Genomic DNA, 24,037 nt, shown 5'->3' with positions numbered 1-24,037 from the left:
AAAAAGCCCCTGTGCGTCAACACAGGGGCTTTTTTCAGGAAGTCACGCTTCTGGAATGACTTCGTCGGCCTGCATGCCTTTCTGGCCTTGCACTGCAACGAAGGTGACTTTCTGGCCTTCTTTCAGGCTCTTGAAGCCGTTGCCCTGAATGGCGCGGAAGTGAACAAACAGATCAGCACCGCTTTCTGGGGTGATGAAGCCGTAACCTTTTTCGTCATTGAACCACTTGACGGTACCGTTCTGACGCTCAGCCATTGTCTTATTTCCTATGAAGCTTAAATATTGATGACAGTTTCTTTCACACTTTTTGCAAGTGAAAGACTACTGGGCTGGGTTGCAGGAAAGTAAGAGACGTCGAACGGGTTGTAGCAGATTGCAGCTACTGGCCCAGGTCACGAACTGTTGCGACCCATGCAAACACAGTGCAGTGACTCTACGCCAACTGCCGAGCGAAAAACAAGCCCTTCCGGCGGGTGAAAATCAGGCTTTTCCCGATCCCCGACCGATTTGTCGGAAACGGCGTGGCGCCTGGCCTGGCGCTATGTTCAGAAGTTATTGGACAGGTTCGAAAACGAATATGTCGAACCCGTCCAATCCACTCATTCAGCCACGGTAGTAACGCTGCGCCACGAAAGGCATTTTGCTGACCTTCAGGGCAACTTGCTTGCCACGGACAACGGCAAACAACGCCGTGTCGAGGGTCGCATGTTCGCTATCGACATAGCCCATGGCCACGGGCGCGCCGAGCGTCGGGCCGAAGCCGCCACTGCAGACTTCGCCGACCACCTTGCCCGCCTGGTCGACAATCTGCGCGCCCTCACGCACAGGCGTGCGCTCCTGGGGCAGCAGGCCGACCCGCTTGCGCGCCACGCCAGCCTGTTGCTGGGCGAACACGGTGTCTGCGCCAGGGAAGCCGCCAGCGCGCGCGCCATCGGCGCGGCGCACCTTGGAGATCGCCCACAACAGGCTGGCTTCGATCGGCGTGGTGGTGGTGTCCATGTCGTGGCCGTACAGGCACAGGCCGGCTTCCAGGCGCAGCGAGTCGCGCGCGCCCAGGCCGATCGGCTGCACTTCGGGCTCGGCCAGCAAGCGGCGGGCCAGGGCCTCGGCCTTGTCGGCCGGCACGGAAATCTCGAAACCGTCTTCACCGGTGTAGCCCGAGCGGCTGACATAGCAGTCGGCAGCGAGCAGTTGAACGGGCTGGAACTGCATGAACGTCATCTTCGCCACCGCAGGGGCCAGGCGCTCCAGCACCTTGACCGCCGCCGGGCCTTGCAGGGCTAGCAGCGCGCGCTCCTCGAACAGCGGCTGGATCTCGCAACGGTTGCCGATGTGCTGGCGCAGGTGAGCCAGGTCCTGCTCCTTGCAGGCGGCGTTGACCACCAGGAACAGGGTGTCGTCACCGAGGTTGGCGACCATCAGGTCGTCGAGGATGCCGCCCTCGGCATTGGTGAACATGGCGTAGCGCTGCATGCCCACCGGCAGGTCGACGATGTCCACCGGCACCAGGGTTTCCAGGGCGCGGGCGGCGTCGCTGCCGCGCAGGATGATCTGGCCCATGTGCGAGACATCGAACAGGCCGGCCTGCTCGCGGGTGTGCAGGTGCTCCTTGAGCACGCCCAGGGGGTATTGCACGGGCATGTCGTAGCCGGCGAAGGGCACCATGCGCGCGCCCAGTTCCAGGTGCAGGGCGTGCAGCGGGGTCTTGTGCAGTGTTTCGGACATCGGTGACTCCTTGGTTTTTGTTCGGGTCAACATTCGATGATGTTGACGGCCAGACCGCCGCGGGCGGTCTCCTTGTATTTGCTTTTCATGTCGGCGCCGGTCTGGCGCATGGTGCGGATGACCTTGTCGAGGGAAACGTAGTGCTGCCCGTCGCCGCGCAGGGCCATGCGCACCGCGTTGATCGCTTTCACCGAGCCCATGGCGTTGCGCTCGATGCAGGGCACCTGGACCAACCCGCCGATGGGGTCGCAGGTCAGGCCCAGGTTGTGTTCCATGCCGATCTCGGCGGCGTTCTCCACCTGTTGCGCGGTGCCGCCCATCACTTCGCACAGGGCGCCTGCGGCCATCGAGCAGGCCACGCCGACCTCACCCTGGCAACCGACCTCGGCGCCGGAGATCGAGGCGTTTTCCTTGTACAAAATGCCGATGGCAGCGGCGGTGAGCAGGAAGCGCACCACGCCATCTTCATTGGCGCCGGGGACGAAGCGCATGTAGTAGTGCAGCACCGCCGGGACGATGCCGGCCGCACCGTTGGTCGGCGCGGTGACCACGCGGCCGCCGTAGGCGTTTTCCTCGTTCACCGCCAGGGCATAGAGGTTGACCCAGTCGAGCACCGACAGCGCATCGCGCAGGCTGGCCTCCGGATGGCGGCTGAGCTGGCGGTACAGCGCCGGGGCGCGGCGCTTGACCTTGAGCCCGCCGGGCAGAATGCCTTCATGGCGACAGCCGGCTTCGACGCAGTCCTGCATCACCTGCCAGATGCGCAGCAGGCCGGCGCGGGTCTCGGCTTCGGGGCGCCAGGCGGCTTCGTTGGCCAGCATCACCTGGCTGAACGACAGCTGTTGCGTGGTGCAATGGGCCAGCAGCTCCCTGGCGGTCTTGAACGGGTAGGCCAGCACGGTGCTGTCCTCGACGATGCGGTCATGGCCCGCGGCCTCTTCGTCGACCACGAAACCGCCGCCCACTGAATAGTATTCGCGGCTGCGGATCTGTAGGCCGGCGGCGTCGAAGGCACGAAAGATCATGCCGTTGGGGTGATAGTCCAGCGGCTTGCGGATCATTGCCAGGTGCTGTTTTTCGACGAAGGCGATGGCGTGCTCACCGAGCAGGCTGAGCCGGCCGCTGTCGCGAATGGCCTGCAGGCGCGCGGGAATGGCTTCGGTGTCGACGCTGTCGGGGTGTTCGCCCTCCAGGCCGAGCAGCACCGCCTTGTCGCTACCGTGACCCTTGCCGGTAGCGCCGAGCGAGCCATACAGCTCGGCCTTGACGCTGGCCGTGCTGGCCAGCAGGCCATCGCGGCGCAGGCCTTCGGCGAAGCGCGCGGCGGCGCGCATCGGCCCGACCGTGTGCGAGCTGGAGGGGCCGATGCCGATCTTGAACAGGTCGAAGACGCTCAGGGACATGGTACTTCTCCTGAAGATTTTGGGGCTGCTGCGCAGCCCATCGCGACGCAAGGCCGCTCCCACAAGAGCGGTGACGTCCCTGTGGGAGCGGCCTTGCCGAGGCGTCGGACCGGTCGGAAAGGGCCGCAAAGCGGCCCCAGCTTTCCCAAGATCGCCTCAGGCGTCCTGATAGCTCTCGATCGACGGGCAGGCGCAGACCAGGTTGCGATCGCCGAACACGTTGTCGACCCGGCCCACCGGTGGCCAGTACTTGCCTTCCACCAGGCTCGCCAGCGGGTAGACCGCCTGCTCGCGGCTGTAGCCGTGGGCCCATTCGCCGGCCAGTTCCGCCGCGGTGTGCGGGGCGTTCTTCAGCGGGTTGTCGTCCTTGTCCAGGCTGCCAGTCTCCACCGCACGGATCTCCTCGCGGATCTGGATCATGGCATCGCAGAAACGGTCCAGCTCCTCCTTGGACTCGCTCTCGGTCGGTTCGATCATCAGCGTGCCGGCCACCGGGAAGGACATGGTCGGGGCGTGGAAGCCGAAGTCGATCAGGCGCTTGGCGACGTCGTCGACGCTGATGCCGCTGGTGTCCTTGAGCGGGCGCAGGTCGAGGATGCACTCATGCGCCACCAGGCCGTTGCCACCGGTGTACAGCACAGGATAGTGCTCTTCCAGGCGACGGGCGATGTAGTTGGCGTTGAGGATCGCCATCTGCGAGGCGCGCTTGAGGCCGGCGCCACCCATCATGCGAATGTACATCCAGGTGATCGGCAGAATGCTCGCGCTGCCGAACGGCGCGGCGCATACGGCGCCTGTGGTGTTCTCCAGCGTCGCGTGGCCAGGCAGGAACGGCGCCAGGTGCGCCTTGACGCCGATCGGGCCGACGCCTGGGCCACCACCGCCGTGGGGAATGCAGAAGGTCTTGTGCAGGTTCAGGTGCGAGACGTCGCCGCCGAACTTGCCCGGGGCGCACAGGCCGACCATGGCGTTCATGTTGGCGCCGTCGATGTACACCTGGCCGCCGTTGTCGTGGATGATCGCGCAGATCTCGCCGATGGCTTCCTCGAACACGCCATGGGTCGAGGGGTAGGTGATCATGATCGCGGCCAGGCGTTCGCGGTGCTCGATGGCCTTGGCGCGCAGGTCGTCGATGTCGACGTTGCCGCGGGCGTCGCAGGCGGTGACCACCACGCGCATGCCGGCCATGTGCGCGGTCGCCGGGTTGGTGCCGTGGGCCGAGGACGGGATCAGGCAGATGTCGCGGTGGCTGTCGCCACGGCTGCGGTGGTAGGCGCGGATCGCCAGCAGGCCTGCGTACTCGCCCTGGGAACCGGCGTTGGGCTGCAGCGACACGGCGTCGTAGCCGGTGGCGGCGCAGAGCATGGCCTCCAGCTCGCTGGTCATCTGCAGGTAGCCCTGGCTCTGCTCGGCCGGGGCGAACGGGTGCAGGTTGCCGAACTCGGCCCAGGTCACCGGGATCATTTCGCTGGCGGCGTTGAGCTTCATGGTGCACGAGCCCAGCGGGATCATGCTGCGGTCCAGCGCCAGGTCCTTGTCGGCCAGGCGGCGCAGGTAGCGCATCAGCTCGGTTTCGCTGTGGTAGCGGTTGAACACCGGGTGCTCGAGGATGGCCGACTGGCGCTGCAGCTTGGCTGGCAGGCGCCGGGCGACGGTGGCGGCCAGGGCGGCGAAGTCCGGGGCTGCCTGGTCGTCGCTGAACAGCTGCCACAGGGCCTGGACATCGGCCTGGCTGCTGGTTTCGTCCAGCGACAGGCCCAGGTGGGCGGCGTCGACCTGGCGCAGGTTGATTCCCTGGGCACGGGCCTTGTCGTGCAGGGCGGCGGTAGCACTGCCGGTGGCCAGGGTCAGGGTGTCGAAGAACGCCTCGGTGACCACCTTGATGCCCAGCTTGGTCAGGCCGGTGGCGAGGATCGCGGTCAGCGCGTGGGTACGCTCGGCGATGCGCTTGAGACCCGCCGGGCCGTGGTACACGGCGTACATGCTGGCGATGTTGGCCAGCAGCACCTGGGCGGTGCAAATGTTGCTGGTGGCCTTCTCGCGGCGGATGTGCTGCTCGCGGGTCTGCATGGCCAGGCGCAGGGCGCTCTTGCCGAAACGGTCGATCGACACGCCCACCAGACGGCCCGGCATGTCGCGCTTGAAGGCGTCGCGGGTGGCGAAGTAGGCCGCGTGCGGGCCGCCGAAGCCCAGCGGCACGCCGAAGCGCTGGGCGCTGCCGATGGCTACGTCGGCGTCGAACTCGCCCGGCGCAGTGAGCAGGGTCAGGGCCAGCAGGTCGGCGGCCACGGCCACCAGGGCGCCTGCGCCGTGGAAGCGCTGCACCACTTCGCGGTAGTCGAACACGTCGCCGTTGCTGGCCGGGTATTGCAGCAGGGCGCCGAAGTAGGCACTGACGTCGCCTAGTTCACGCTCGTCGCCGACCACTACCTCGATGCCCAGGGGTTCGGCGCGGGTGCGCAGCACGTCGAGGGTTTGCGGGTGGCAGTGCACGGAGGCGAAGAAGGCATGGCTGGCCTTGTTCTTCGACAGGCGCTTGCAGAAGGTCATGGCCTCGGCGGCGGCGGTGGCTTCGTCGAGCAGCGAGGCGTTGGCGATCGGCAGGCCGGTGAGGTCGCTGATCAGGGTCTGGAAGTTCAGCAGCGCTTCCAGGCGGCCCTGGGAGATCTCCGGCTGGTACGGGGTATAGGCGGTATACCAGGCCGGGTTTTCCAGGAGGTTGCGCAGGATCGGCGCCGGCGTGTGGGTGTTGTAGTAGCCCTGGCCGATGTAGTTCTTGAACAGCTGGTTTTTGCCGGCGATGGCTTTGAGCGCGGCGAGGGCGTCGGCCTCGCTCTGGCCGTCGTGGCTGCCCAGCACGCTGGTGCCCTTGATACTGTCAGGGATGACGGCGGCGGTCATGGCCTCCAGCGAGTCGAAGCCGAGGCTGCGGAGCATGGCCTGCTCATCGGCGGCGCGCGGGCCGATATGGCGGGCGATGAATTCGTTGGCGGTGCCGAGGTTGATGGTCATGGTGGGCTACCTCAGGCGTCGTCGTTGGCTTTGAGCAGGCGGTCGTAGGCGTCCTGGTCGAGCAGGGCGGCCACTTGGCTCATATCGGCGGGGATGAAGCGGAAGAACCAGCCTTCGCCCAGCGGGTCTTCGTTGACCCGCTCGGGGCTGTCGTTGAGGCCGTCGTTGACCGCGACCACTTCACCGCTGAGCGGCATGTACACGCCGCTGGCGGCTTTTACCGATTCCACGGTGGAGGCTTCGGCGCCCTTGTCGTACTGCTGCAGCTCCGGCAGTTGCACATAGACCACATCACCCAGCGCGTTCTGGGCGTAGGCGGTGATGCCCACGGTGACGCTGCCATCGGCTTCGACGCGCAGCCATTCGTGATCTTCGGTGAAACGCAACTCGCTCATGGGAATTCCTCGGGAAGCAGGGGCGTTGGGCGCGGTAGGCTCCGCGCTCTTAAGGTTGGAATTCCCTTAGCAATAATGCGGCCAGCTAATAAAAGTCCTTTCTAATCAAGTAGTTGAATATTTTTCGTGAGTTTTTTGTAGCTTGGGTGGAACGAAATCGATACGGGTGGCTAGAGAATCAAAAGCGTCGAGGGATCAAACCCTTGCAAAGACGCATGCAAATGGATGTGTATCGATATCGATACGGTGTATTTAAATCGATACGGTCGTTGCCGGCTGAATCAACCCTTGGTTGGAATTCCATATTTACGCAAGCGCTGGGCGATGGCCGTGTGCGAAGTCTGCAAGCGCCCCGCCAGCTGTCGGGTCGAGGGGTAGCTGGCATACAGCCGCTGCAGCAGTTCGCGCTCGAAATCCCCCACCGCCTGTTCCAGACTCGCTACCTCGCCATCCTGGCCACGTGCCACCGAGGTGCCGGCGATGTCCAGGTCGCCGATGTCCACCAGGTTGCTTTCGCAGATGGCCGCTGCGCGGAAGATCACGTTCTGCAACTGGCGCACGTTACCCGGCCAGGGGTTGGCCAGCAGCGCCGGGTGCGTGGCCGGGGCCAGGCGGCAGGCCGGGCGCTGGATCTGGGTGCAGGCCTGCTGCATGAAGAAGTGTGCCAGCGACAGGATGTCCTGGCCGCGCTCGCGCAGCGGCGGTACTTGCAGGTTGAGCACGTTGAGGCGGTAGAACAGGTCTTCGCGGAAGGTGCCTTCAGCAACCATGCGCTCCAGGTCGCGGTGGGTGGCGCTGATGATGCGCACGTCCACTTTTACCTCGCGGTCGCCGCCGACCCGGCGGAAGCTGCCATCGCTGAGAAAACGCAGCAGCTTGGCCTGCAGGTACGGCGACATCTCGCCGATCTCGTCGAGGAACACCGTGCCCTGGTTGGCCAGCTCCATCAGCCCGGGCTTGCCGCCCCGTTGCGCGCCGGTGAAGGCGCCGGGGGCATAGCCGAACAGTTCGCTCTCGGCCAGGCTCTCGGGCAGTGCGGCGCAGTTCAGCGCCAGGAACGGCGCGGCATGGCGGCTGCTGATGGCATGGCAGGCACGGGCCACCAGTTCCTTGCCGGTGCCGGTCTCGCCATGCACCAGCAGCGGCGCGTCGAGTGCGGCCACGCGCAGGGCGCGGGCCTTGAGGGTGCGAATCGCCGGGGAATCGCCAAGCATGGCGTCGAAGCCTTCGGCGTGGTCGTGGTGCAGGGCCGACAGGCGCTCGCCCATGCGGTTCGGTGGGTACAGGGTCAGCAGGCCGCCGGCGTGGGTGATCGGCGTGGCATCGAGCAACAGGCTCTGGCCGTTGAGCTGCATCTCGCGCATGGGCAGGTGGAAGTTGTTGTCCCGCAGGGCCTGGAGCAGGTCGGGGTCGGCGAACAGCTCGCCCACCGAGCGCCCGGCCGATTCGCGCCCGCACAGGGCGATCAGCGCCGGGTTGGCCAATAGCACCTTGCCGGCGCTGTCCACCGCCAGTACCGGGTCGCTCATGGCGGCGAGCAGGGCGTCGAGCTGCAGGTGGCGGCGCTGGCCGGGGAGGATGTCGACCACTTCCACCGATTGCACGCCGTGCACCTCGAACAGGGCGTCGTGCAGTTCCTCGAGCACGGCGGGGCTGAGGGTCGGGGCGTCGATGTAGACGTTCGGCGGGACCATCTCCACGGCATCGAGGTTGAGGTTGCGGGCGCCGAGCAAGGCCAGGACTTCCTGGGTGATGCCGACGCGGTCGATGAAGCTGACGTGGATGCGCATGGGGGGCAGTTATGGCCGAGGGAGGCCGTAGTATGCCTTGGGAGCCGTGACCAACCCAACACGGCCGGCGACACAAGGCCGCTCCCACGGGTAAAGCACCGTTTTTGTAAACTGTGAAATGCCTGTGGGAGCGGCCTTGTGTCGCGAATGGGCTGCAAAGCAGCCCCCGGAGTTATCCCAAATGCTCAGGCTTGATCGGGTCGCCGGGCTTACGCCCCAACTGCTCCTGAATATCCTTGAACATCAGGTCATAGAATTTGTGATTGGAGCCCAGAGCGATGGCGGATTCCGGTAAACCATGGACGATCAATCGTCTGCTGATATCGCTCGCGAAATTGAAAGCTTGGTCTTTCGCCATCTTGAAGGTTTCATCCACCTCCTTGCCCTGAACCTCACCTTTCAAGCGAAACTCCATGCAGCGGCCTTCCGTGGGGTCCTGCGCTACGGAGTAATAGATGTTCAGGTTATAGCTGTACTTCTCCAGGTTTTGAGGTGTGTGCTGAATATGCACGTGGCCGGGTTCGAAAGTAGCCATGACAGAATCCTCCGGAAGGTTGAAAACGGCCGGTGCCAGGCACCGGCCAACTGCGTTCAACGGTAGCTGATTCCCGGCTTGGCGGTGGAAACGCGGGTACCGGCGGTGCCCTTGACGATGTCCTCGATGTTCTCCAGCGAACTGATCACCGCCACTTTACCCGTATGGCGGGCGAAATCGCAGGCGGCCTGGACCTTCGGCCCCATGGAGCCAGCAGCGAAGCCCAGCCGTTCCAGCTCGTCGGGGTGGGCCTGGGCAATGGCTTTCTGGGTCGGCTTGCCCCAGTCGATGTACGCCGCGTCGACGTCGGTGGCGATGATCAGCAGGTCGGCTTCCAGTTGCTCGGCCAGCAGCGCCGAGCACAGGTCCTTGTCGATCACCGCCTCGATGCCCTTGAGCTTGCGGTTTTCGTCGTACAGGGTGGGGATGCCGCCACCGCCGGCGCAGATCACGATGCTGCTCTTTTCCAGCAGCCACTTGATCGGGCGGATCTCGAAGATGCGCTTGGGTTTCGGGCTGGCCACCACGCGGCGGTACTTGTCACCGTCCGGCTTGACCACCCAGCCTTTTTCCTTGGCCAGGCGCTCGGCCTCGTCCTTGGCGTAGACCGGGCCGATGAACTTGGTTGGGTCCTTGAACGCCGGGTCGTTGGCATCCACTTCCACTTGCGTCAGCAGGGTGGCGAACGGCACCTCGAAGTCCAGCAGGTTGCCCAGTTCCTGTTCGATCATGTAGCCGATCATGCCCTCGGTCTCGGCGCCTAGCACGTCCAGCGGGTAGGCTTCATCGGCCTTGTACGACTGCCCCTGCAGGGCCAGCAGGCCGACCTGCGGGCCGTTGCCGTGGGCGATGACCAGCTCGTTGCCGGGGTGGATCTTGGCGATCTGTTCGGTGGCGGTGCGGATATTGGCGCGCTGGTTGTCGGCGGTCATCGGTTCGCCGCGGCGCAGCAGGGCGTTGCCGCCCAATGCAACAACGATACGCATGGGGAATGTCCTTCTGCTGGGTGACGCGGTCCCTGTAGGAGCCGGCTTTGCCGGCGAATGCCATCGGCATCGGTGGAGCGGTTCGCCAGCAAGGCTGGCTCCTACAGAGGGCGCGCGGGATTACAGGTCGGCCAGGGTCGACACCAGGATCGCCTTGATGGTGTGCATGCGGTTTTCCGCCTGCTCGAAGGCGATGCACGCCGGCGACTCGAACACGTCATCGGTCACTTCGATGCCGTTGGCCAGGTGCGGGTACTGTTCGGCGATCTGCTTGCCGACCTTGGTCTCGGAGTTGTGGAACGCCGGCAGGCAGTGCATGAACTTGGTGCGTGGGTTGCCGGTGGACTTCATCAGCTCCTTGTTCACCTGGTAGGGCAGCAGTTGCTGGATACGCTCGCCCCAGGCCTCGACCGGCTCGCCCATCGACACCCAGACGTCGGTGTGGACGAAGTCGACGCCCTTGACCGCGGCTTTCGGGTCTTCGGTCAGGGTGATGCGCGCGCCGCTTTCTTCTGCGTACTTTTTGCACCGCTCGACCAGGTCGTCATGGGGCCACAGCGCCTTCGGCGCGGCAATGCGCACATCCATGCCGAGCTTGGCGCCGATCAGCAGCAGCGAGTTGCCCATGTTGTTGCGGGCGTCGCCCAGGTAGGCATAGCTGATGTCGTGCAGCGGCTTGTCGCTGTGTTCGCGCATGGTCAGCACGTCGGCGATCATCTGGGTCGGGTGGTACTCGTCGGTCAGGCCGTTGAACACCGGCACGCCGGCGAACTTGGCCAGTTCCTCGACGATCTCCTGCTTGAAGCCGCGATACTCGATGGCGTCGTACATGCGCCCGAGCACGCGGGCGGTGTCCTTCATGCTTTCCTTGTGGCCGATCTGCGAGGAGTTGGGGTCGATGTAGGTGACGTTGGCGCCCTGGTCATAGGCGGCGACTTCGAAGGCGCAGCGGGTGCGGGTCGAGGTTTTCTCGAAGATCAGGGCGATGTTGTTGCCCTTCAGGTGCTGCTGCTCGGTGCCGGTGTACTTGGCGCGCTTGAGGTCGCGGGACAGGTCGAGCAGGTAGCGCAGCTCGCGGGTGCTGTGGTGTTCGAGGCTGAGCAGGTTGCGGTTGTGGATGTTGAACGCCATGACGGTTCTCCTTGGATTCGGTGAGGTATGCCCGGCCGCTGTCTGCTGGACGCGGCCGGGTGCAATGGGCGTTAGTAGTCGATAGGGTCGCGCACGATCGGGCAGGTCATGCAGTGGCCGCCACCGCGGCCGCGGCCCAGTTCGCCGGCGCTGATGGTGATGACCTCGATCCCGGCCTTGCGCAGCAGTGTGTTGGTGTAGGTGTTGCGGTCGTAGCCGATGACCACGCCCGGCTCGATGGCCACCACGTTGTTGCCGTCATCCCACTGTTCGCGTTCGGCGGCGAAGCTGTTGCCGCCGGTCTCGACCACGCGCAGCTTGACCCCCAGTTGCTCGCCGACCACCTCGATGAACGACTTGTTCTCGCGGCGCACGTCCATGCCGTAGGGCTTGCTTTCGTCCGGGCGGATGATGAACGGCACGATCTCCCGGACCACTTCAGGGAAGACCGTGACCAGGTCGCGGTCGCAGAAACTGAACACGGTGTCCAGGTGCATGGCGGCGCGGGACTTGGGCAGGCCGGCGACGATGACTTTCTCCACCGCGCCCTTGGCGAACAGGTTCTGTGCCAGCTGGCCGATGGCTTGGCGCGAGGTGCGCTCGCCCATGCCGACGAGTACGACGCCCTTGCCGATCGGCATCACGTCGCCGCCCTCAAGGGTGGCGTTGCCGTGGTCCTTGTCCGGGTCGCCGTACCAGACCTGGAAGTCGGCGTTGGTGAATTCCTTGTGGAACTTGTAGATCGCTGTGGTCAGCAGGGTTTCCTGGCGTCGCGCCGGCCAGTACATCGGGTTCAGGGTCACGCCGCCGTAGATCCAGCAGGTGGTGTCGCGGGTGAACTGGGTGTTGGGCAGCGGCGGCAGGATGAAGCTGGAGTGGCCCAGGTAGTCGTTGTACATCTTGACCACGCTGGCGCCCTCGCTTTCGGGCAGGTCCTGGCCGGCCACGCCGCCGATCAGGAATTCGGCCAGGTGGCGCGGGTCGAGGCCTTCAAGCCAGCTGCGCACTTCATTGGTGAGGCCGACGCCCACGGTGTCGGAGGTGATCTTGCGGTCGAGAATCCACTTCAGCGCCTCGGGCTGCTGGACGATGTCGGTCAGCAGGTTGTGCATCTCCAGCACATCGACGCCGCGCTCGCGCATCTTGGTGACGAAATCGAAGTGGTCGCGCTTGGCCTGGTCGACCCAGATCACGTCGTCGAACAGCAGCTCGTCGCAGTTGCTCGGGGTCAGGCGCTTGTGCGCCAGGCCCGGGCTGCAGACCATCACTTTGCGCAGTTTGCCGGCTTCGGAATGGACGCCGTATTTCTGTTTCTCAGTGGACATGGTGAATCCTCCGGTAAAGCGAAGACGTGGGGTTCAAAGAGTCAGGAAGCCGTCGTAGAGCCCGTAGGCCGCCACCAGGGCGCCTAGCACCACGGCGGCGAAGATCAGTTTCTCGACGTTGGTGAAGATCGGTTGGCCGACCTCGCGCTTGGCCTTGGCGAACAGGATGGCGCCAGGGGCATAGAGCAGGGCCGAGAGCAGCAGGTATTTCACCCCGCCGGCGTACAGCAGCCAGATGGCATACAGCAGGGCGATACCGCCGATGATCAGGTCTTTCTTGCGCTCGGCCAGGGCCTGTTCGTAGGTCTCGCTGCGCACCGCCAGGAGCACCGCATAGGCGGCCGACCACAGGTAGGGCACCAGGATCATCGAGGTGGCCAGGTAGATCAGCGACAGGTAGGTGCTGTTGGAGAACAGGGTGATGACCAGGAAGATCTGCACCATGGCGTTGGTCAGCCACAGGGCGTTGGCCGGCACATGGTTGGCGTTCTCGCGGCGCAGGAACTCCGGCATGGTGTGGTCCTTGGCCGCGGCGAACATGATCTCGGCGCACAGCAGCACCCAGGAGAGCAGGGCCCCGAGCAGCGAGATGATCAGGCCGACGCTGATCAGCACCGCGCCCCAGTGGCCGACTACGTGCTCGAGCACCGCAGCCATCGACGGGTTCTGCAGCTTGGCCAGTTCCGGCTGGGTCATCACGCCCAGCGACAGCACGTTGACCAGCACCAGGAACAGCAGCACGGTGACGAAACCTATGACCGTGGCCTTGCCGACGTCCGAGCGTTTTTCCGCCCGGGAGGAAAAGATGCTCGCGCCCTCGATGCCGATGAACACCCACACGGTGACCAGCATCATGTTGCGCACCTGGTTCATCACGCTGCCCAGCTCCGGTGTGCCCAGGGCCCAGATATCGGCGGTGAAGATGTCGAGCCTGAAGGCGAACAGGCAGATCAGCGCGAACAGCGCCAGCGGCACGACCTTGGCCACGGTGGTCACCAGGTTGATGAACGCCGCTTCCTTGATGCCGCGCAGCACCAGGAAGTGCACGGCCCACAGCAGCACCGAGGCGCCGATCACCGCCGCCGGGGTATTGCCTTCGCCGAACACCGGGAAGAAATAGCCCAGGGTGCTGAACAGCAGCACGAAGTAGCCGACGTTGCCCAGCCAGGCGCTGATCCAGTAGCCCCAGGCCGAGGAAAAGCCCATGTAGTCGCCAAAACCGGCCTTGGCATAGGCATATACCCCGCCGTCAAGGTCCGGCTTGCGGTTGGCCAGGGTCTGGAACACGAAGGCGAGGGTGAGCATGCCCACCGCGGTGATGGCCCAGCCGATCAGCACGGCGCCGACGCCGGCGCTGGCGGCCATGTTTTGTGGCAACGAGAAGATCCCGCCGCCGATCATCGAGCCGACGACAAGTGCAACAAGTGCACCCAGTTTTAGTTTTCCGGGAGAATCAGACATTTAACGACTCCGTACCAGGAGAAAGTTGACCTCAGAATAAATCTGACGCCTGGATCATTCGCTGACTTAGATCAGTTCATGCCCGCATGAAGGTAAGAAAAATCCCTCATGCGTCTCCTGGAGGATGCCGACAGCTTCGCCGCAGGCCTTGTGCGCTGGCACCTCCATGTCCTTCTAGAGCAAACGCTCCGTTTCGCCTGCGAAATGAGAAGTTAGTCTCTTTTAGAGTTTTCGCAAATTTTTCACAGTAAACAGCGACAGGTTTAGGCGAGCTGCCAGGCACTTCGCAACTGTCATTTTTAACAGGAGGCGGCTATAGACATTTCGGTTATGAGTGCTATAGGTTTAATGGCTCGATTCAATAAAGAACTTGTAACATTTATGTTGGTTAATACGTTCACGCGCACGCGCGCACGAGGAGCCCCATGAGCGAACCGGGACAGAAGCTGCGCCTTGGCGCGCTGATCGCGCTGGTGGTCGGATCGATGATTGGCGGCGGGATCTTCTCGTTGCCGCAGAACATGGCGGCCCGCGCGGATGTGGGGGCAGTGCTGATCGGCTGGGGCATCACCGCGGTGGGCATGCTGGCACTGGCCTTCGTGTTCCAGAGCCTGGCCAATCGCAAGCCCGAGCTGGACTCGGGGGTGTATGCCTATGCCAAGGCCGGCTTCGGCGAGTACATGGGCTTTTCCTCGGCCTGGGGCTACTGGATCAGCGCCTGGCTGGGCAACGTCGGTTACTTCGTGCTGCTGTTCAGCACCTTGGGCTTTTACTTTCCGGTGTTCGGCCAGGGCAACACCCCGGTGGCCATAGGCTGCGCCTCGTTGTTGCTGTGGGCCGTGCATTTTCTGGTGTTGCGTGGCATCAAGGAGGCGGCGTTCATCAACCAGGTGACCACCGTGGCCAAGGTGGTGCCGCTACTGATCTTCATCGTCATCGCCGCGGCGGCCTTTCGCGCCGACATCTTCACCCGGGACATCTGGGGCTTGAGCAACCCGCAGTTCGGCAGTGTCATGCAGCAGGTGCGCAACATGATGCTGGTGACCGTGTTCGTGTTCATCGGCATCGAGGGGGCGAGTGTCTATTCGGGCCGAGCGCTGCACCGTGCGGATGTGGGCAAGGCCACGGTGATCGGTTTTCTCGGGGTGCTGGCCCTGCTGGTGCTGGTCAACGTGCTGTCGCTGGGGGTGATGACCCAGCCGGAGCTGGCCGGGTTGCAGAACCCGTCGCTGGCCTCGGTGCTGGAGCATATCGTCGGGCCCTGGGGCGCGTTGCTGATCAGCATCGGCCTGGCGGTATCGCTGCTGGGGGCGTTGCTGTCCTGGGCGCTGCTGTGTGCCGAGATCCTGTTCGCCACCGCGCGTGACAAGACCATGCCGCAGTTCCTGGCGCAGGAGAATGCCAACCATGTGCCGGCCAATGCCTTGTGGCTGACCAACGTGATGATCCAGGGCTTCCTGTTGATCACCCTGTTCTCGGCTGGAACCTACACCAGCCTGATCTACCTGGCCTCGTCGATGATCCTGGTGCCGTACTTCTGGTCAGCGGCCTATGCGGTGTTGCTGACGTTCAAGGGCGAAAGCTACCAGGGCCAGCCGGGGTTGCGGCGCAAGGACATGCTGGTGGCGCTGATCGCGCTGCTGTATGCGGTATGGCTGCTGTATGCCGGTGGGCTCAAGTATGTGCTGTTGTCGGCGCTGCTGTACGCGCCGGGGGTGATCCTGTTCGCCCAGGCCAAGCGTGAGCAGGGGCAGGTGTTGTTCACTGCGTGGGAGAAATTGATCTTCGCGGCGGTGCTGGCGGGGGCGGGGGTGGCGGCATATGCCCTGTACTCGGGGTTGTTGAGCCTGTGATAAGGCCGCTCCTACAGGGAATCCGGCACTCACCACTGGGCAGGCGCTGAGCCAAGCTCGCAGGCTCCACGCGCCCAGCTCATGGTGGCCTCACCCACCTTCAACGGCGCCTTGATCCGCTGTGCTGCGCCCCAAGGTGTGTATTCGATGCGCGGATCGATGTCCAGCGCCGACTCTGCGGCCAGCGCCAGGTCCTCTTCCACGGTGCCTCGTTCGATCAGCAATGCCGCCGTGCGTGCCAGTGACAGCCTCGACCGACATCCCTCGCCTCGCCCCAGCGCCCGTATCACTTCGGCCGCCATCAGGTATCCGGTGGCGTGATCCAGCGCCTGCACCGGGAGCGGTACGGGCCGATCCGCCTGGCGCCAGCGCATGCCTTCGCGGGCGATGCCGGTGCTCATCTGCACCAGGCTGTCGAATCCGCGACGGTCTTGCCATGGTCCGCTCCAGCCATAGGCGTTCAGGCTCACATCGATCAGCCCGGGGTTGAGCTGGCGTCGTCGTTCGACACCCAGGTCGAGCCGTTCGAGGGCATCGGCGCGGTAACCGTGTACCAGTACATCGGCCTCGGCCAGCAAGCGCTCGAAGCATTGACGGCCGGCAAGAGTGCGCAGGTCCAGGCGGGCGCAGCGCTTGCCCAGGGTAACCTCGGCGGCCACCGCGGGCTCTTCCCAGTCGGGTGGGTCTATCCGTAGCACGTCGGCACCAAAAGCGGCCAGCAGGCGGGTGGCAATGGGGCCGGCGAGGATGCGGGTGAGGTCGAGGACCTTGATGCCGGCCAACGGTCGTTCTGCGCTGCCGCGCCAGGCAAGTGTGGTTGCAGTGAAGGCCTGGCGCAGGATCAGCGGTTCCTGGTTCACTGCCAATCCTTGGGGATGCGCGCACCATTCGGGCCAACTGCGCATCCGCGCCGCGCAGCCACCGGCTCCCACTACCGCAGCTTCCAGTGCATCGGCGCCCCAGTGGGCGACCTTGTCGGCGACACTGGCGCGGTCGGCTTGGGCACCCAGTACCTGCAGGGCGGCGGTGCGGTGGTGCGTCGCGTTGGTGTGCAGGCGGATCCAGCCGTCGCGGGCCTGATAGTCGCCGGCGATGGCATCCCACAGCGGCGGTGGCTCCCAGGCGCGAGGCCGCAGGCTGGTGGCGAACCAGAAGGACGCCAGGCGGCGGTCGATGTGCACCAGGGGGTAGTGGCCCGACTGGCCCTGGAGCAGATCGGCCAGGGCCAGGCCGCAGGCGGCGAGACTGGCGGCGGCCAGTTCGGTTACTGCAAATGTGGAGGGCAGGGCGCCGATGCCGTGCCAGCTTACGGCGGTGGGGGAGAGTTGTAGTGAATGGGCGATGGTGTCGAGCAATGGCTGCATGCCGGATCCTCCTTCGTGGATCCCATTGCAGTACATCCGGCGTCGCAGCGCAAATGAATCAACCTTGCAGTTCGACAGCGGCTGGTGGCGTCGGACGTTCCGGGCGCGACCAAATCCACAGGTTGCCCAGGGTCATGCCGGTGATGGCGAGGAACACCGGCCAGTGGTGCTCGAGGAAGGTCAGCATCAGGCCGGCGCACAGCAGCATGCTGATGGTCGCGCTGACCTTGGCGCGGCGCTGGATCACCTTGCCGTTGCGCCAGTTGTAGAGGATCGGCCCGAACAGCCGGTGGTTCTCCAGCCAGGCGGACAGGCGCGGCGAGCTGCGGGTCGCGGCCCAGGCGGCGAGGAGGATGAACTCGGTGGTCGGCAGCCCGGGGATGACGATGGCGACCAGGCCTATGCCCAAGCTCGCATAGGCCAGGATCGCATACAGCAGGCGGGATACTTTGGAGCGGGCGATTCGGGTCATGGTCTCACTGCAACGGTGCGGCCGCCCGCAGGCGGCCGGGTAAAGCGGGTCAGGCCAGCGCCGCGTCGGCGGCATAGGCATGCTTGAGCAGCTCGGTGAAGCGCTCGAAGGCCGCGACCGCGCCACGTTCGGCGGCGGCGTCTTCCTCGGGCGACAGTTCCAGGCTGTCGAGAATGCGGGTGAACTGCTTCCAGCCTTCGGCACGGCCACCGGCCGGCTCGCCCAGGTGGCGGGCGCCGAAGGTTTCGGACAGCTCCAGGGCCACGGCGCGCTTGATCAGGAACGCGGCGCCCAGTTTGGAACCTTCGGAGACGAAGATCCAGCCCAGGGCTTCACCCAGGCTGGGTTTGCCCAGCGCGCCGGCGAAAGGCGCCGGGACTTCGGTGTCCAGGTCGGCCAGGTCCAGGCGGGCTTGCTCGGCGCGGCAGCGCTCGGCGAGGTCGGGCACGATGGCGATCAGCTGTGGGTCGGTGTACAGCGCCTGCAGCTCGGACTGGAACAGGTACTGGGCGACGACGAAGCGGGCGAAGCTTTCGCGGCTGTCGAACGGCTTGTGCGACTTGACCAGGGCGTCCAGCTCGGTGTGCGGGGCGTGGGTTACCTGGTTGAGGCGCTGGGAGCGCAGGGCGGCGCGTTCGGAAGAAGGGGCGGTCATGGGGGCATCCTTGGAAAATGGGGCTGTCTAGTGACAAGACGAAAGAGAAGACGCGGAACAGTAAAAAAACCTCACCTGCGAAGTGAAATCATTCTCACCAGGTTTGGCGCAGCAAGCCTGCTCCCACAGGTGGCCCGAGGGCCGAGGGAGCGGGCTTGCCCCGCGACGACGAGTTCAATCGGTCAGATATCCCACACCAGGTTGATGGCGAAGTTGCGGCCAGGCGCGGTCAGGCGATCGAGGTTGGCCGGTTGGGTGACCGCGGCCTCGCTTACCCCCGTGTTGTTGCCGACGCTCGCGTACTTGCGCACATCGTCCCATTGCCAGTACTTCTTGTCGGTCAGGTTGTACAAGCCGCCGTTGATGGTCAGGTCGTCGCTGATCCGATAGAACCCGGTCAGGTCGAGCACGCCATAGCCTGGGGTGCGGAACTCGGAACTGGAGCCATCGGGGGCGAAGAACTGAGTGTCGTCCACGCGGTTCTTGCGCTTGACCACTGTCCAGTTCAGTTGGGTGCCGTAGTCAACCTGTTCGTAGCCTAGGCCGAACACCCCAGTCAGCGGATTGACGCTGTTCAGCGGCTGGCCGGTATCGTCGTTACGGCCGTAGGCGTAGGCCACCGAGGCGATCGAGTACAGGCCTTGGGGGGCGCCGAATCGGTCCAGGTTCAGGCGGCCTTTGATCTCCGCGCCCTTGATGGTGGCGTGCTTGATGTTGTTGGCCTGGAAGGTCGAGCCCAGGTTGGAGGACTGCACGGCATCTTCGTTGATGAAGTCGCGGTACTTGTTGTAGAAGACCGCCACGTCGAAGTTGCCGGCGTCGAAGTTGCCGCGCAGGCCGGTTTCGTAGCTTTTGCTTTTTTCCGGTTCCAGGTTCGAGTTGGGCTCGACCACGTAGCCGCCGGCGAGGTTCTCGAAGCGTCCATACAAGGCTTTGGCGGTCGGCGTGCGGAAACCTTCGGCGTATTGGCCATACCAGGTGTAGTGGTCATCGAAGGCGTAGGTGACGCCAAGCTTGGGCGAGACGCGGTGCCACTTCTTCTCGGAATCATCCACGCGGTTCGCTGGCGCGCTAGCGCCGTTCTGCAGCCCCAGCAGGTAGGCGTCGGTCATGCGCGGGTCGAGCCGGGTGTAGTCGTAGCGAAGGCCGGGCAGGAAGGTCCACTGGTTCCAGCGGATTTCGTCCTGGGCGAACAGGCTATAGGTATCGACGGTCGGGTCCGGGAAGTCGCTCACGCGTGCCTGGGTGTCGTCCGCGCTGACCTGGCCGATCGCGCGGCATGATCCGCCGACATTCAGGCAGGTACCGGTGCCGCTGCGCGAACCGGTGATCTTCTCGTGCTTGAGGGTAGTGCCGTAGGTCAGCAGGTGATCGGTCGCGCCGATGCTGAAGGCTTTGTCCAGTTGCGCGTCGAACACCCACTGGCGGTCCTTGTAGGTGGTCTGGCGATCCCGGGCGACTTGGCGGCCGCGAGCGAAGTAGAGCTCGTCGGTAGTCTGGTCGGTCTTGGCGATCTGGTAGTTCAGACTCCACTTCATGTTGTCGGCCAGCAGGCTGTCCAGCCCGAACTCATGATTGATGCCGAAGCGCTCACGGGTGACGGTATCGTTGCCCTGGCGTGCACGGTAGGCGTTCATCGCCGGGAAACCGGGAACGAACGGCCCGCCAACGGCGCTCAGGACGTTCTGGTCGCGGTCGTCCTTGTAGCGCTCGTACGTCAGCCCCAGGCGCGCGTCATCGGCGTAGTTCCAACCCATCTTGACCAGGACGTTGGTGGTGCGGACATCCTCGGGGTTGGCTTCGCTGCGGGCAAGGCCGGTACCGCCGTGCTCACCATAGGCGTCGGTCTCGTGGCCGTTGCGCTGGCTCAGGTGCAGCAAACCGTCGAAATCACCGTGGCGGCCTGCGACGGTGGCCGACGTGAGCCAGCTTTCGTCGGCCGAGCTGTAGCCGGTTTTCAAGCGCGCGCCAACATCCTTGCCGGGTTTGATGATGTCCTCGGGGTCGAGGGTGAAGTAGCTGACCGCTCCGCCGATGGCATTGCTGCCGTACAGGACCGAAGCCGGACCACGCAGGATCTCCACGCGCTTGACGATCTCGGGGTCGACGTAGTTGCGCTGGGTCTGGGCATAGGGCCCGTAGAAGAAGCTGTCGGGTACCGACACGCCGTCAACCTGGGTTAGCACCCGGTCGCCGTCGATGCCACGGATGTTGTAGCCGTTCAAGCCGCTACGCTGGCCGGTGCCGGATACCGACACGCCGGGCTCGTAGCGCACCAGTTGCTTGATGTCGTTGACGTTCTGCCGGTCCAGTTGCTCGCGGGTCTGCACGCTGACGCTGCTCGGCACCTGGCTGACGTCCTGGGCGCTGCGGGTGGCGCTGACGGTCACCTGCTGCAGGGCGATGACGTTGCTCGCCGCCTGGCGTTCGAGCACCACATTGGCGTTGCCGATCTTCCGATAGCCCAGGCCGGTGCCGCGCAGCAGGCGCTGCAACGCCGCTTCCGGGGGCAGCGCGCCCTGTACGCCGGGCGAGGCCACGCCGTCGGCCAGCTCGGCGCTGAAGCCGACCTGCCAGCCGGTGACCTTGCTGAAGGCATTGATCGCTTCGACCAGCGGCTGCTGGCCGATGGCGAAGCGGTAGTCGCCCATGCGCGGGCTGCTGGCCTGGGCCGGCTCCACGGCCAGGGCCGGCAGGCTGCAGGCGCCGCTGGCGAGCAAGGCCAGGGTCAACAGGGACAATTGCCCGCAGCGGCGGGAAGAAGAGGACGGGCGGGTTTGACCTGTGGGCATCGAGAGCGCTCCCTGTCGCGCGAGGTGTTATAGGCAGTGGCTGTTCTCGTTTTCGAACGAGAATCAATCGTATTGGCTATAACGAGACGGGCCAGGGCAGGCGATCGCGTAAAAAAACTTTTGCGTCAGTTGAGAATGACCAGCGCCGGGTATTCGTGCAGCTGTGCCGACGTGATGTGGGCGAGGGCGCGCAGGGTTTCCAGCGGCTGGTCGAGGCGGTAGTTGCCGGTGACCGCGACCTGCTCCAGGTGCGCGTTGCGGCTGATGATCCAGCCGGGGTAGTAGCGGCGTACTTCGGCGAGCACCTGGCTCAGCGGGCAGTTCTCGAAGACCAGGCGGCCTTCGACCCAGGCCAGGTCCTTGTGCAGGTCGGGGCGCTGGGGTTGGCTGAAACCCTGGGGGCCGAGGCTGATGCTGTCGCCGGCACGCAGGCGGATGCGCTGGTCGCTTGCGCCTTGCAGGTCGACATCGCCGCGCTGCACGCGCACCTGGGCCTCGCCGTCGAGGTAGCGCACGGCGAAGTCGGTGTCGCGCACGCTGGCGCGCAACGGCCCGGCCTGCACTTCCAGCGCCGGTTGGCTGCTGGCCGGCACCTGGAAGTACGCCTCGCCTTGCAACAGCCGGGCGACCTGGCGACCATCGCGCACATCGCTGGCAAAGGCCGAGTTGGTGTTGAGCAGCACCTGGGCGCCGTCGTCCAGGTGCAGGCGCTGGCGCTCGCCGACCACGGTCAGGTGGTCGGCCTGCAAGCGCACCGGCAGGTTGCCGAAGGTGAACAGCCCGACCAGCAGCACGGCGGCGCTGGCCAGCGGTTTCCAGTGGCTGCGCAGGCGCCCGCCCAGCGAACGCTTGCGCTGCTGGTGCAACTGGCCGGCGGCCTGGCGCAGCGCCGCGCCGTTCCATAGCGCTTCGGCCTCGACATAGGCTTCGGCGTTTTCGGCATTGGCGCCGAGCCACTGCTCGAAGGCCTGGGTGTCGTCGGCGTCGGCGCATTGCAGGCGGATCAACCAGTCCAGCGCTTCTTCGCGGGCACGGGCGCGAGCGTCAGGCGCGGCGGCTGTCGGGCGAGGTGGGCACGGGTCGGTCACGGGGGATCCTTGCGGGGTGCGTTTTTTGCGCATGATCTGCGCAGGCCCGGCGCATGGCAAGGGCTTTGCGCACGCCAGCGGCGAGCGGTCGCATCACTGGTGACGGTCGGCCACACCCATGCAGATGGCCATGATCAGTTTCAGTTCCTTCTGCACCGTGCTGGCCGAAACCTGCAACTGCTCGGCGATTTCCAGGTAGCTGGCGCCGTGCAGGCGACTGAGGATGAAAATGCGTTGCTGGCGTTGGCTGAGCTGGCCCAGGCTCAGGCTCAGGTGCTTGAGCAGTTGCTCGGCGTGGGCGGCGTCCTCGCTGCTGCCCACCGGGGCGGCGACGTTGTGCAGCACCTGGTCGGGCACGTCGTCGACCAGGGTGCGAGCCTGCACCCGGCGTGCGCGCAGGTGGTCCAGGGCGAGGTTGCGCGCGGTCTGGAAGACGAACGGCTCGAGGTGCTCGATGGGGCGCTCGCCCAAGGCGCGGGTCACCCGCAGGTAGGTTTCCTGCAGCAGGTCCTCGGCGGTGCTGGGGTTGCCCACCATGCGCTGCAAGGTACGCAGCAGGCTGAGGCGCTGGACGAGGAACACTGAGTTGAACCGGGACTGACTCACGGGGAAACCTGGTCGCTTTGGGGTGAATGATAATGCTTATCATCCATGCTCGAGGTCAAGCGCGCAAATGTCACGAACAGGTAAATATTGCGGCTAACGCGATCCCTGTAGGCGCGGCCTTGTGTCGCGAAAGGGGCGCGAAGCGGCCCCAGGGTTTCGGTGTGAATGCAAAAATCCCTGGGGCTGCTTCGCAGCCCTTTCGCGACACAAGGCCGCTCCTACAGGGATCACGCAAGAACTCACCTGGCGTTGAACAGCGCCAGGCAGTTGTCGAGCATGCGGTTGGAGAAGCCCCACTCGTTGTCGTACCAGGCCAGTACCTTGAGCATGCGCCCGTTGGCGCGAGTATGGTTGGCGTCGAAGATCGACGACAGCGGGTTGTGGTTGAAGTCGCACGACACCAGCGGCAGGGCGTTGTAGCCCAGCACCCGCGAATGGCGGCTGGCCTCGAGGAACAGCTGGTTGACCTCCTCGGCGCTGGTCTCGCGGGCCAGGTTGACGGTCAGGTCGACCAGCGACACGTTGATCACCGGTACCCGCACCGCCATGCCGGTGAGCTTGCCGGCCAGTTCCGGCAGCACCAGGCCCACCGCCTCGGCGGCGCCGGTCTTGCTCGGGATCATCGACTGGGTGGCCGAGCGGGCGCGGTAGGGGTCGCTGTGGTAGACATCGGTGAGCACCTGGTCGTTGGTGTAGGCGTGGATGGTGGTCATCAGCCCCTGTTCGATACCGAACTCGCGGTGCAGCACCTGGGCGATCGGCGCCAGGCAGTTGGTGGTGCACGAGGCATTGGAGATGACCTGGTGCGAGGCCCGCAGCACGTCGTGGTTGACGCCGTAGACCACGGTGGCGTCGGCGCCCTTGGCCGGGGCGCTGACGATCACCTTGCCGGCGCCGGCTGTCAGGTGCGCCGCCGCCTTGGCGCGCTCGGTGAACAACCCGGTGCACTCGAACACCACGTCGATGCCCAGGGCCTTCCAGGGCAGTTCGCTGGGGTTGCGGATGGCGCTGACGGCGATGCGGTCGCCGTTGACGGTGAGGCTTTCGTGGTCGGCCTCGACAGTGGCGTCGAAGGTGCCGTGGACGCTGTCGAACTTGAGCAGGTGGGCGTTCATCGCGCTGTCGCCCAGGTCGTTGATGGCGACGACCTGCAGGTCCTGGCGGTAGCCGTGCGTGTAGAGTGCGCGCAGGACGTTGCGTCCGATGCGGCCGAATCCGTTGATGGCGATGCGTAGGGTCATGACGTTACCTCTGGCAGTCGGGTGAAGCCTGTGGCACAAAGAACAGCTTCACTGAAACGGTTTTGTTGTTGGAATAACAAGATTATTCACCGAGAGATAGAAAACAAGCCTTTTTGCTGGCAGTATTTTGTTTAAACATACAACGAGTGGTTGGGTCACCCTGTCGCAAACGGGCCGCGAGCCTCTATCCAGAGCCTAGGTCG

19 protein-coding genes are annotated in these 24,037 nt (G+C 64.8%); 1 reads left to right on the top strand and 18 read right to left on the bottom strand.

Features of this window, described 5'->3' with window-relative positions:
- Positions 1-42: 42 nt before the first annotated feature.
- The 11 genes from NJG22_RS21435 to arcD (NJG22_RS21385) form a co-directional block, all read right to left on the bottom strand.
- Entirely contained in the window at positions 43-255 is a 213-nt protein-coding gene (locus NJG22_RS21435) for a cold-shock protein (protein ID WP_253097611.1), read from the bottom strand.
- 348 nt (positions 256-603) lie between these two features.
- A complete protein-coding gene (gcvT, locus tag NJG22_RS21430; protein WP_253097609.1) occupies positions 604-1,725 on the bottom strand; it encodes a glycine cleavage system aminomethyltransferase GcvT in 1,122 nt (373 codons plus the stop codon).
- A 26-nt stretch (positions 1,726-1,751) separates the two neighbouring features.
- Positions 1,752-3,128 (bottom strand): L-serine ammonia-lyase, encoded by a 1,377-nt coding sequence (locus tag NJG22_RS21425; RefSeq protein WP_253097601.1) that lies wholly within the window; start codon positions 3,126-3,128, stop codon positions 1,752-1,754.
- Positions 3,129-3,284: 156 nt separating this feature from the next.
- A complete protein-coding gene (gene gcvP, locus NJG22_RS21420; protein ID WP_253097599.1) occupies positions 3,285-6,140 on the bottom strand; it encodes an aminomethyl-transferring glycine dehydrogenase in 2,856 nt (951 codons plus the stop codon).
- Positions 6,141-6,151: 11 nt separating this feature from the next.
- Complete coding sequence (gene gcvH / locus NJG22_RS21415; protein ID WP_253097597.1) at positions 6,152-6,535, bottom strand: glycine cleavage system protein GcvH; 384 nt, start codon at positions 6,533-6,535, stop codon at positions 6,152-6,154.
- A gap of 281 nt (positions 6,536-6,816) precedes the next feature.
- A complete protein-coding gene (locus tag NJG22_RS21410) occupies positions 6,817-8,325 on the bottom strand; it encodes a sigma-54-dependent transcriptional regulator (protein WP_253097583.1) in 1,509 nt (502 codons plus the stop codon).
- Between the two features lie 172 nt (positions 8,326-8,497).
- Positions 8,498-8,860: a DUF5064 family protein gene (locus NJG22_RS21405; protein ID WP_253097581.1), complete on the bottom strand. Its 363-nt coding sequence runs from the start codon at positions 8,858-8,860 to the stop codon at positions 8,498-8,500.
- A gap of 56 nt (positions 8,861-8,916) precedes the next feature.
- A complete protein-coding gene (arcC, locus tag NJG22_RS21400; protein WP_253097572.1) occupies positions 8,917-9,846 on the bottom strand; it encodes a carbamate kinase in 930 nt (309 codons plus the stop codon).
- A 120-nt stretch (positions 9,847-9,966) separates the two neighbouring features.
- A complete protein-coding gene (locus NJG22_RS21395) occupies positions 9,967-10,977 on the bottom strand; it encodes an ornithine carbamoyltransferase (RefSeq protein WP_186658225.1) in 1,011 nt (336 codons plus the stop codon).
- 71 nt (positions 10,978-11,048) lie between these two features.
- Positions 11,049-12,302 (bottom strand): arginine deiminase, encoded by a 1,254-nt coding sequence (arcA, locus tag NJG22_RS21390; RefSeq protein ID WP_253097570.1) that lies wholly within the window; start codon positions 12,300-12,302, stop codon positions 11,049-11,051.
- Between the two features lie 33 nt (positions 12,303-12,335).
- Complete coding sequence (arcD, locus tag NJG22_RS21385; protein ID WP_253097568.1) at positions 12,336-13,763, bottom strand: arginine-ornithine antiporter; 1,428 nt, start codon at positions 13,761-13,763, stop codon at positions 12,336-12,338.
- Between the two features lie 425 nt (positions 13,764-14,188).
- Between arcD (NJG22_RS21385) and arcD (NJG22_RS21380) the strand changes: the two genes are divergently transcribed.
- On the top strand, positions 14,189-15,616 hold the full coding sequence (arcD, locus tag NJG22_RS21380; RefSeq protein WP_253097566.1) for an arginine-ornithine antiporter: 1,428 nt from the start codon (positions 14,189-14,191) through the stop codon (positions 15,614-15,616).
- A 29-nt stretch (positions 15,617-15,645) separates the two neighbouring features.
- On the opposite strand, the gene NJG22_RS21375 is transcribed toward arcD (NJG22_RS21380), so the two are convergent.
- From NJG22_RS21375 to gap, 7 genes are all read right to left on the bottom strand, one after another.
- Positions 15,646-16,980, bottom strand: coding sequence for a CoA transferase (locus NJG22_RS21375; RefSeq protein ID WP_253097564.1), 1,335 nt, complete (start codon positions 16,978-16,980; stop codon positions 15,646-15,648).
- 58 nt (positions 16,981-17,038) lie between these two features.
- On the bottom strand, positions 17,039-17,452 hold the full coding sequence (locus NJG22_RS21370) for a YbaN family protein (protein ID WP_253097562.1): 414 nt from the start codon (positions 17,450-17,452) through the stop codon (positions 17,039-17,041).
- A gap of 49 nt (positions 17,453-17,501) precedes the next feature.
- Positions 17,502-18,107 carry a biliverdin-producing heme oxygenase gene (locus NJG22_RS21365; protein WP_134691693.1) on the bottom strand — a complete coding sequence of 202 codons (606 nt, stop codon included), beginning with the start codon at positions 18,105-18,107 and terminating at the stop codon, positions 17,502-17,504.
- Between the two features lie 182 nt (positions 18,108-18,289).
- A complete protein-coding gene (locus NJG22_RS21360) occupies positions 18,290-20,899 on the bottom strand; it encodes a TonB-dependent receptor (RefSeq protein ID WP_253097560.1) in 2,610 nt (869 codons plus the stop codon).
- A gap of 125 nt (positions 20,900-21,024) precedes the next feature.
- A complete protein-coding gene (locus tag NJG22_RS21355) occupies positions 21,025-21,987 on the bottom strand; it encodes a FecR domain-containing protein (protein WP_253097558.1) in 963 nt (320 codons plus the stop codon).
- A gap of 93 nt (positions 21,988-22,080) precedes the next feature.
- Positions 22,081-22,593: a sigma-70 family RNA polymerase sigma factor gene (locus NJG22_RS21350; RefSeq protein ID WP_253097556.1), complete on the bottom strand. Its 513-nt coding sequence runs from the start codon at positions 22,591-22,593 to the stop codon at positions 22,081-22,083.
- Between the two features lie 239 nt (positions 22,594-22,832).
- Positions 22,833-23,834 (bottom strand): type I glyceraldehyde-3-phosphate dehydrogenase, encoded by a 1,002-nt coding sequence (gene gap, locus NJG22_RS21345; RefSeq protein WP_253097554.1) that lies wholly within the window; start codon positions 23,832-23,834, stop codon positions 22,833-22,835.
- Positions 23,835-24,037 lie beyond the last annotated feature (203 nt).

This window comes from Pseudomonas sp. VA159-2, from assembly GCF_024126635.1.
Classification (GTDB): Bacteria; Pseudomonadota; Gammaproteobacteria; order Pseudomonadales; family Pseudomonadaceae; genus Aquipseudomonas; species Aquipseudomonas muyukensis.
This window is presented reverse-complemented; position numbering and strand designations above follow the sequence as displayed.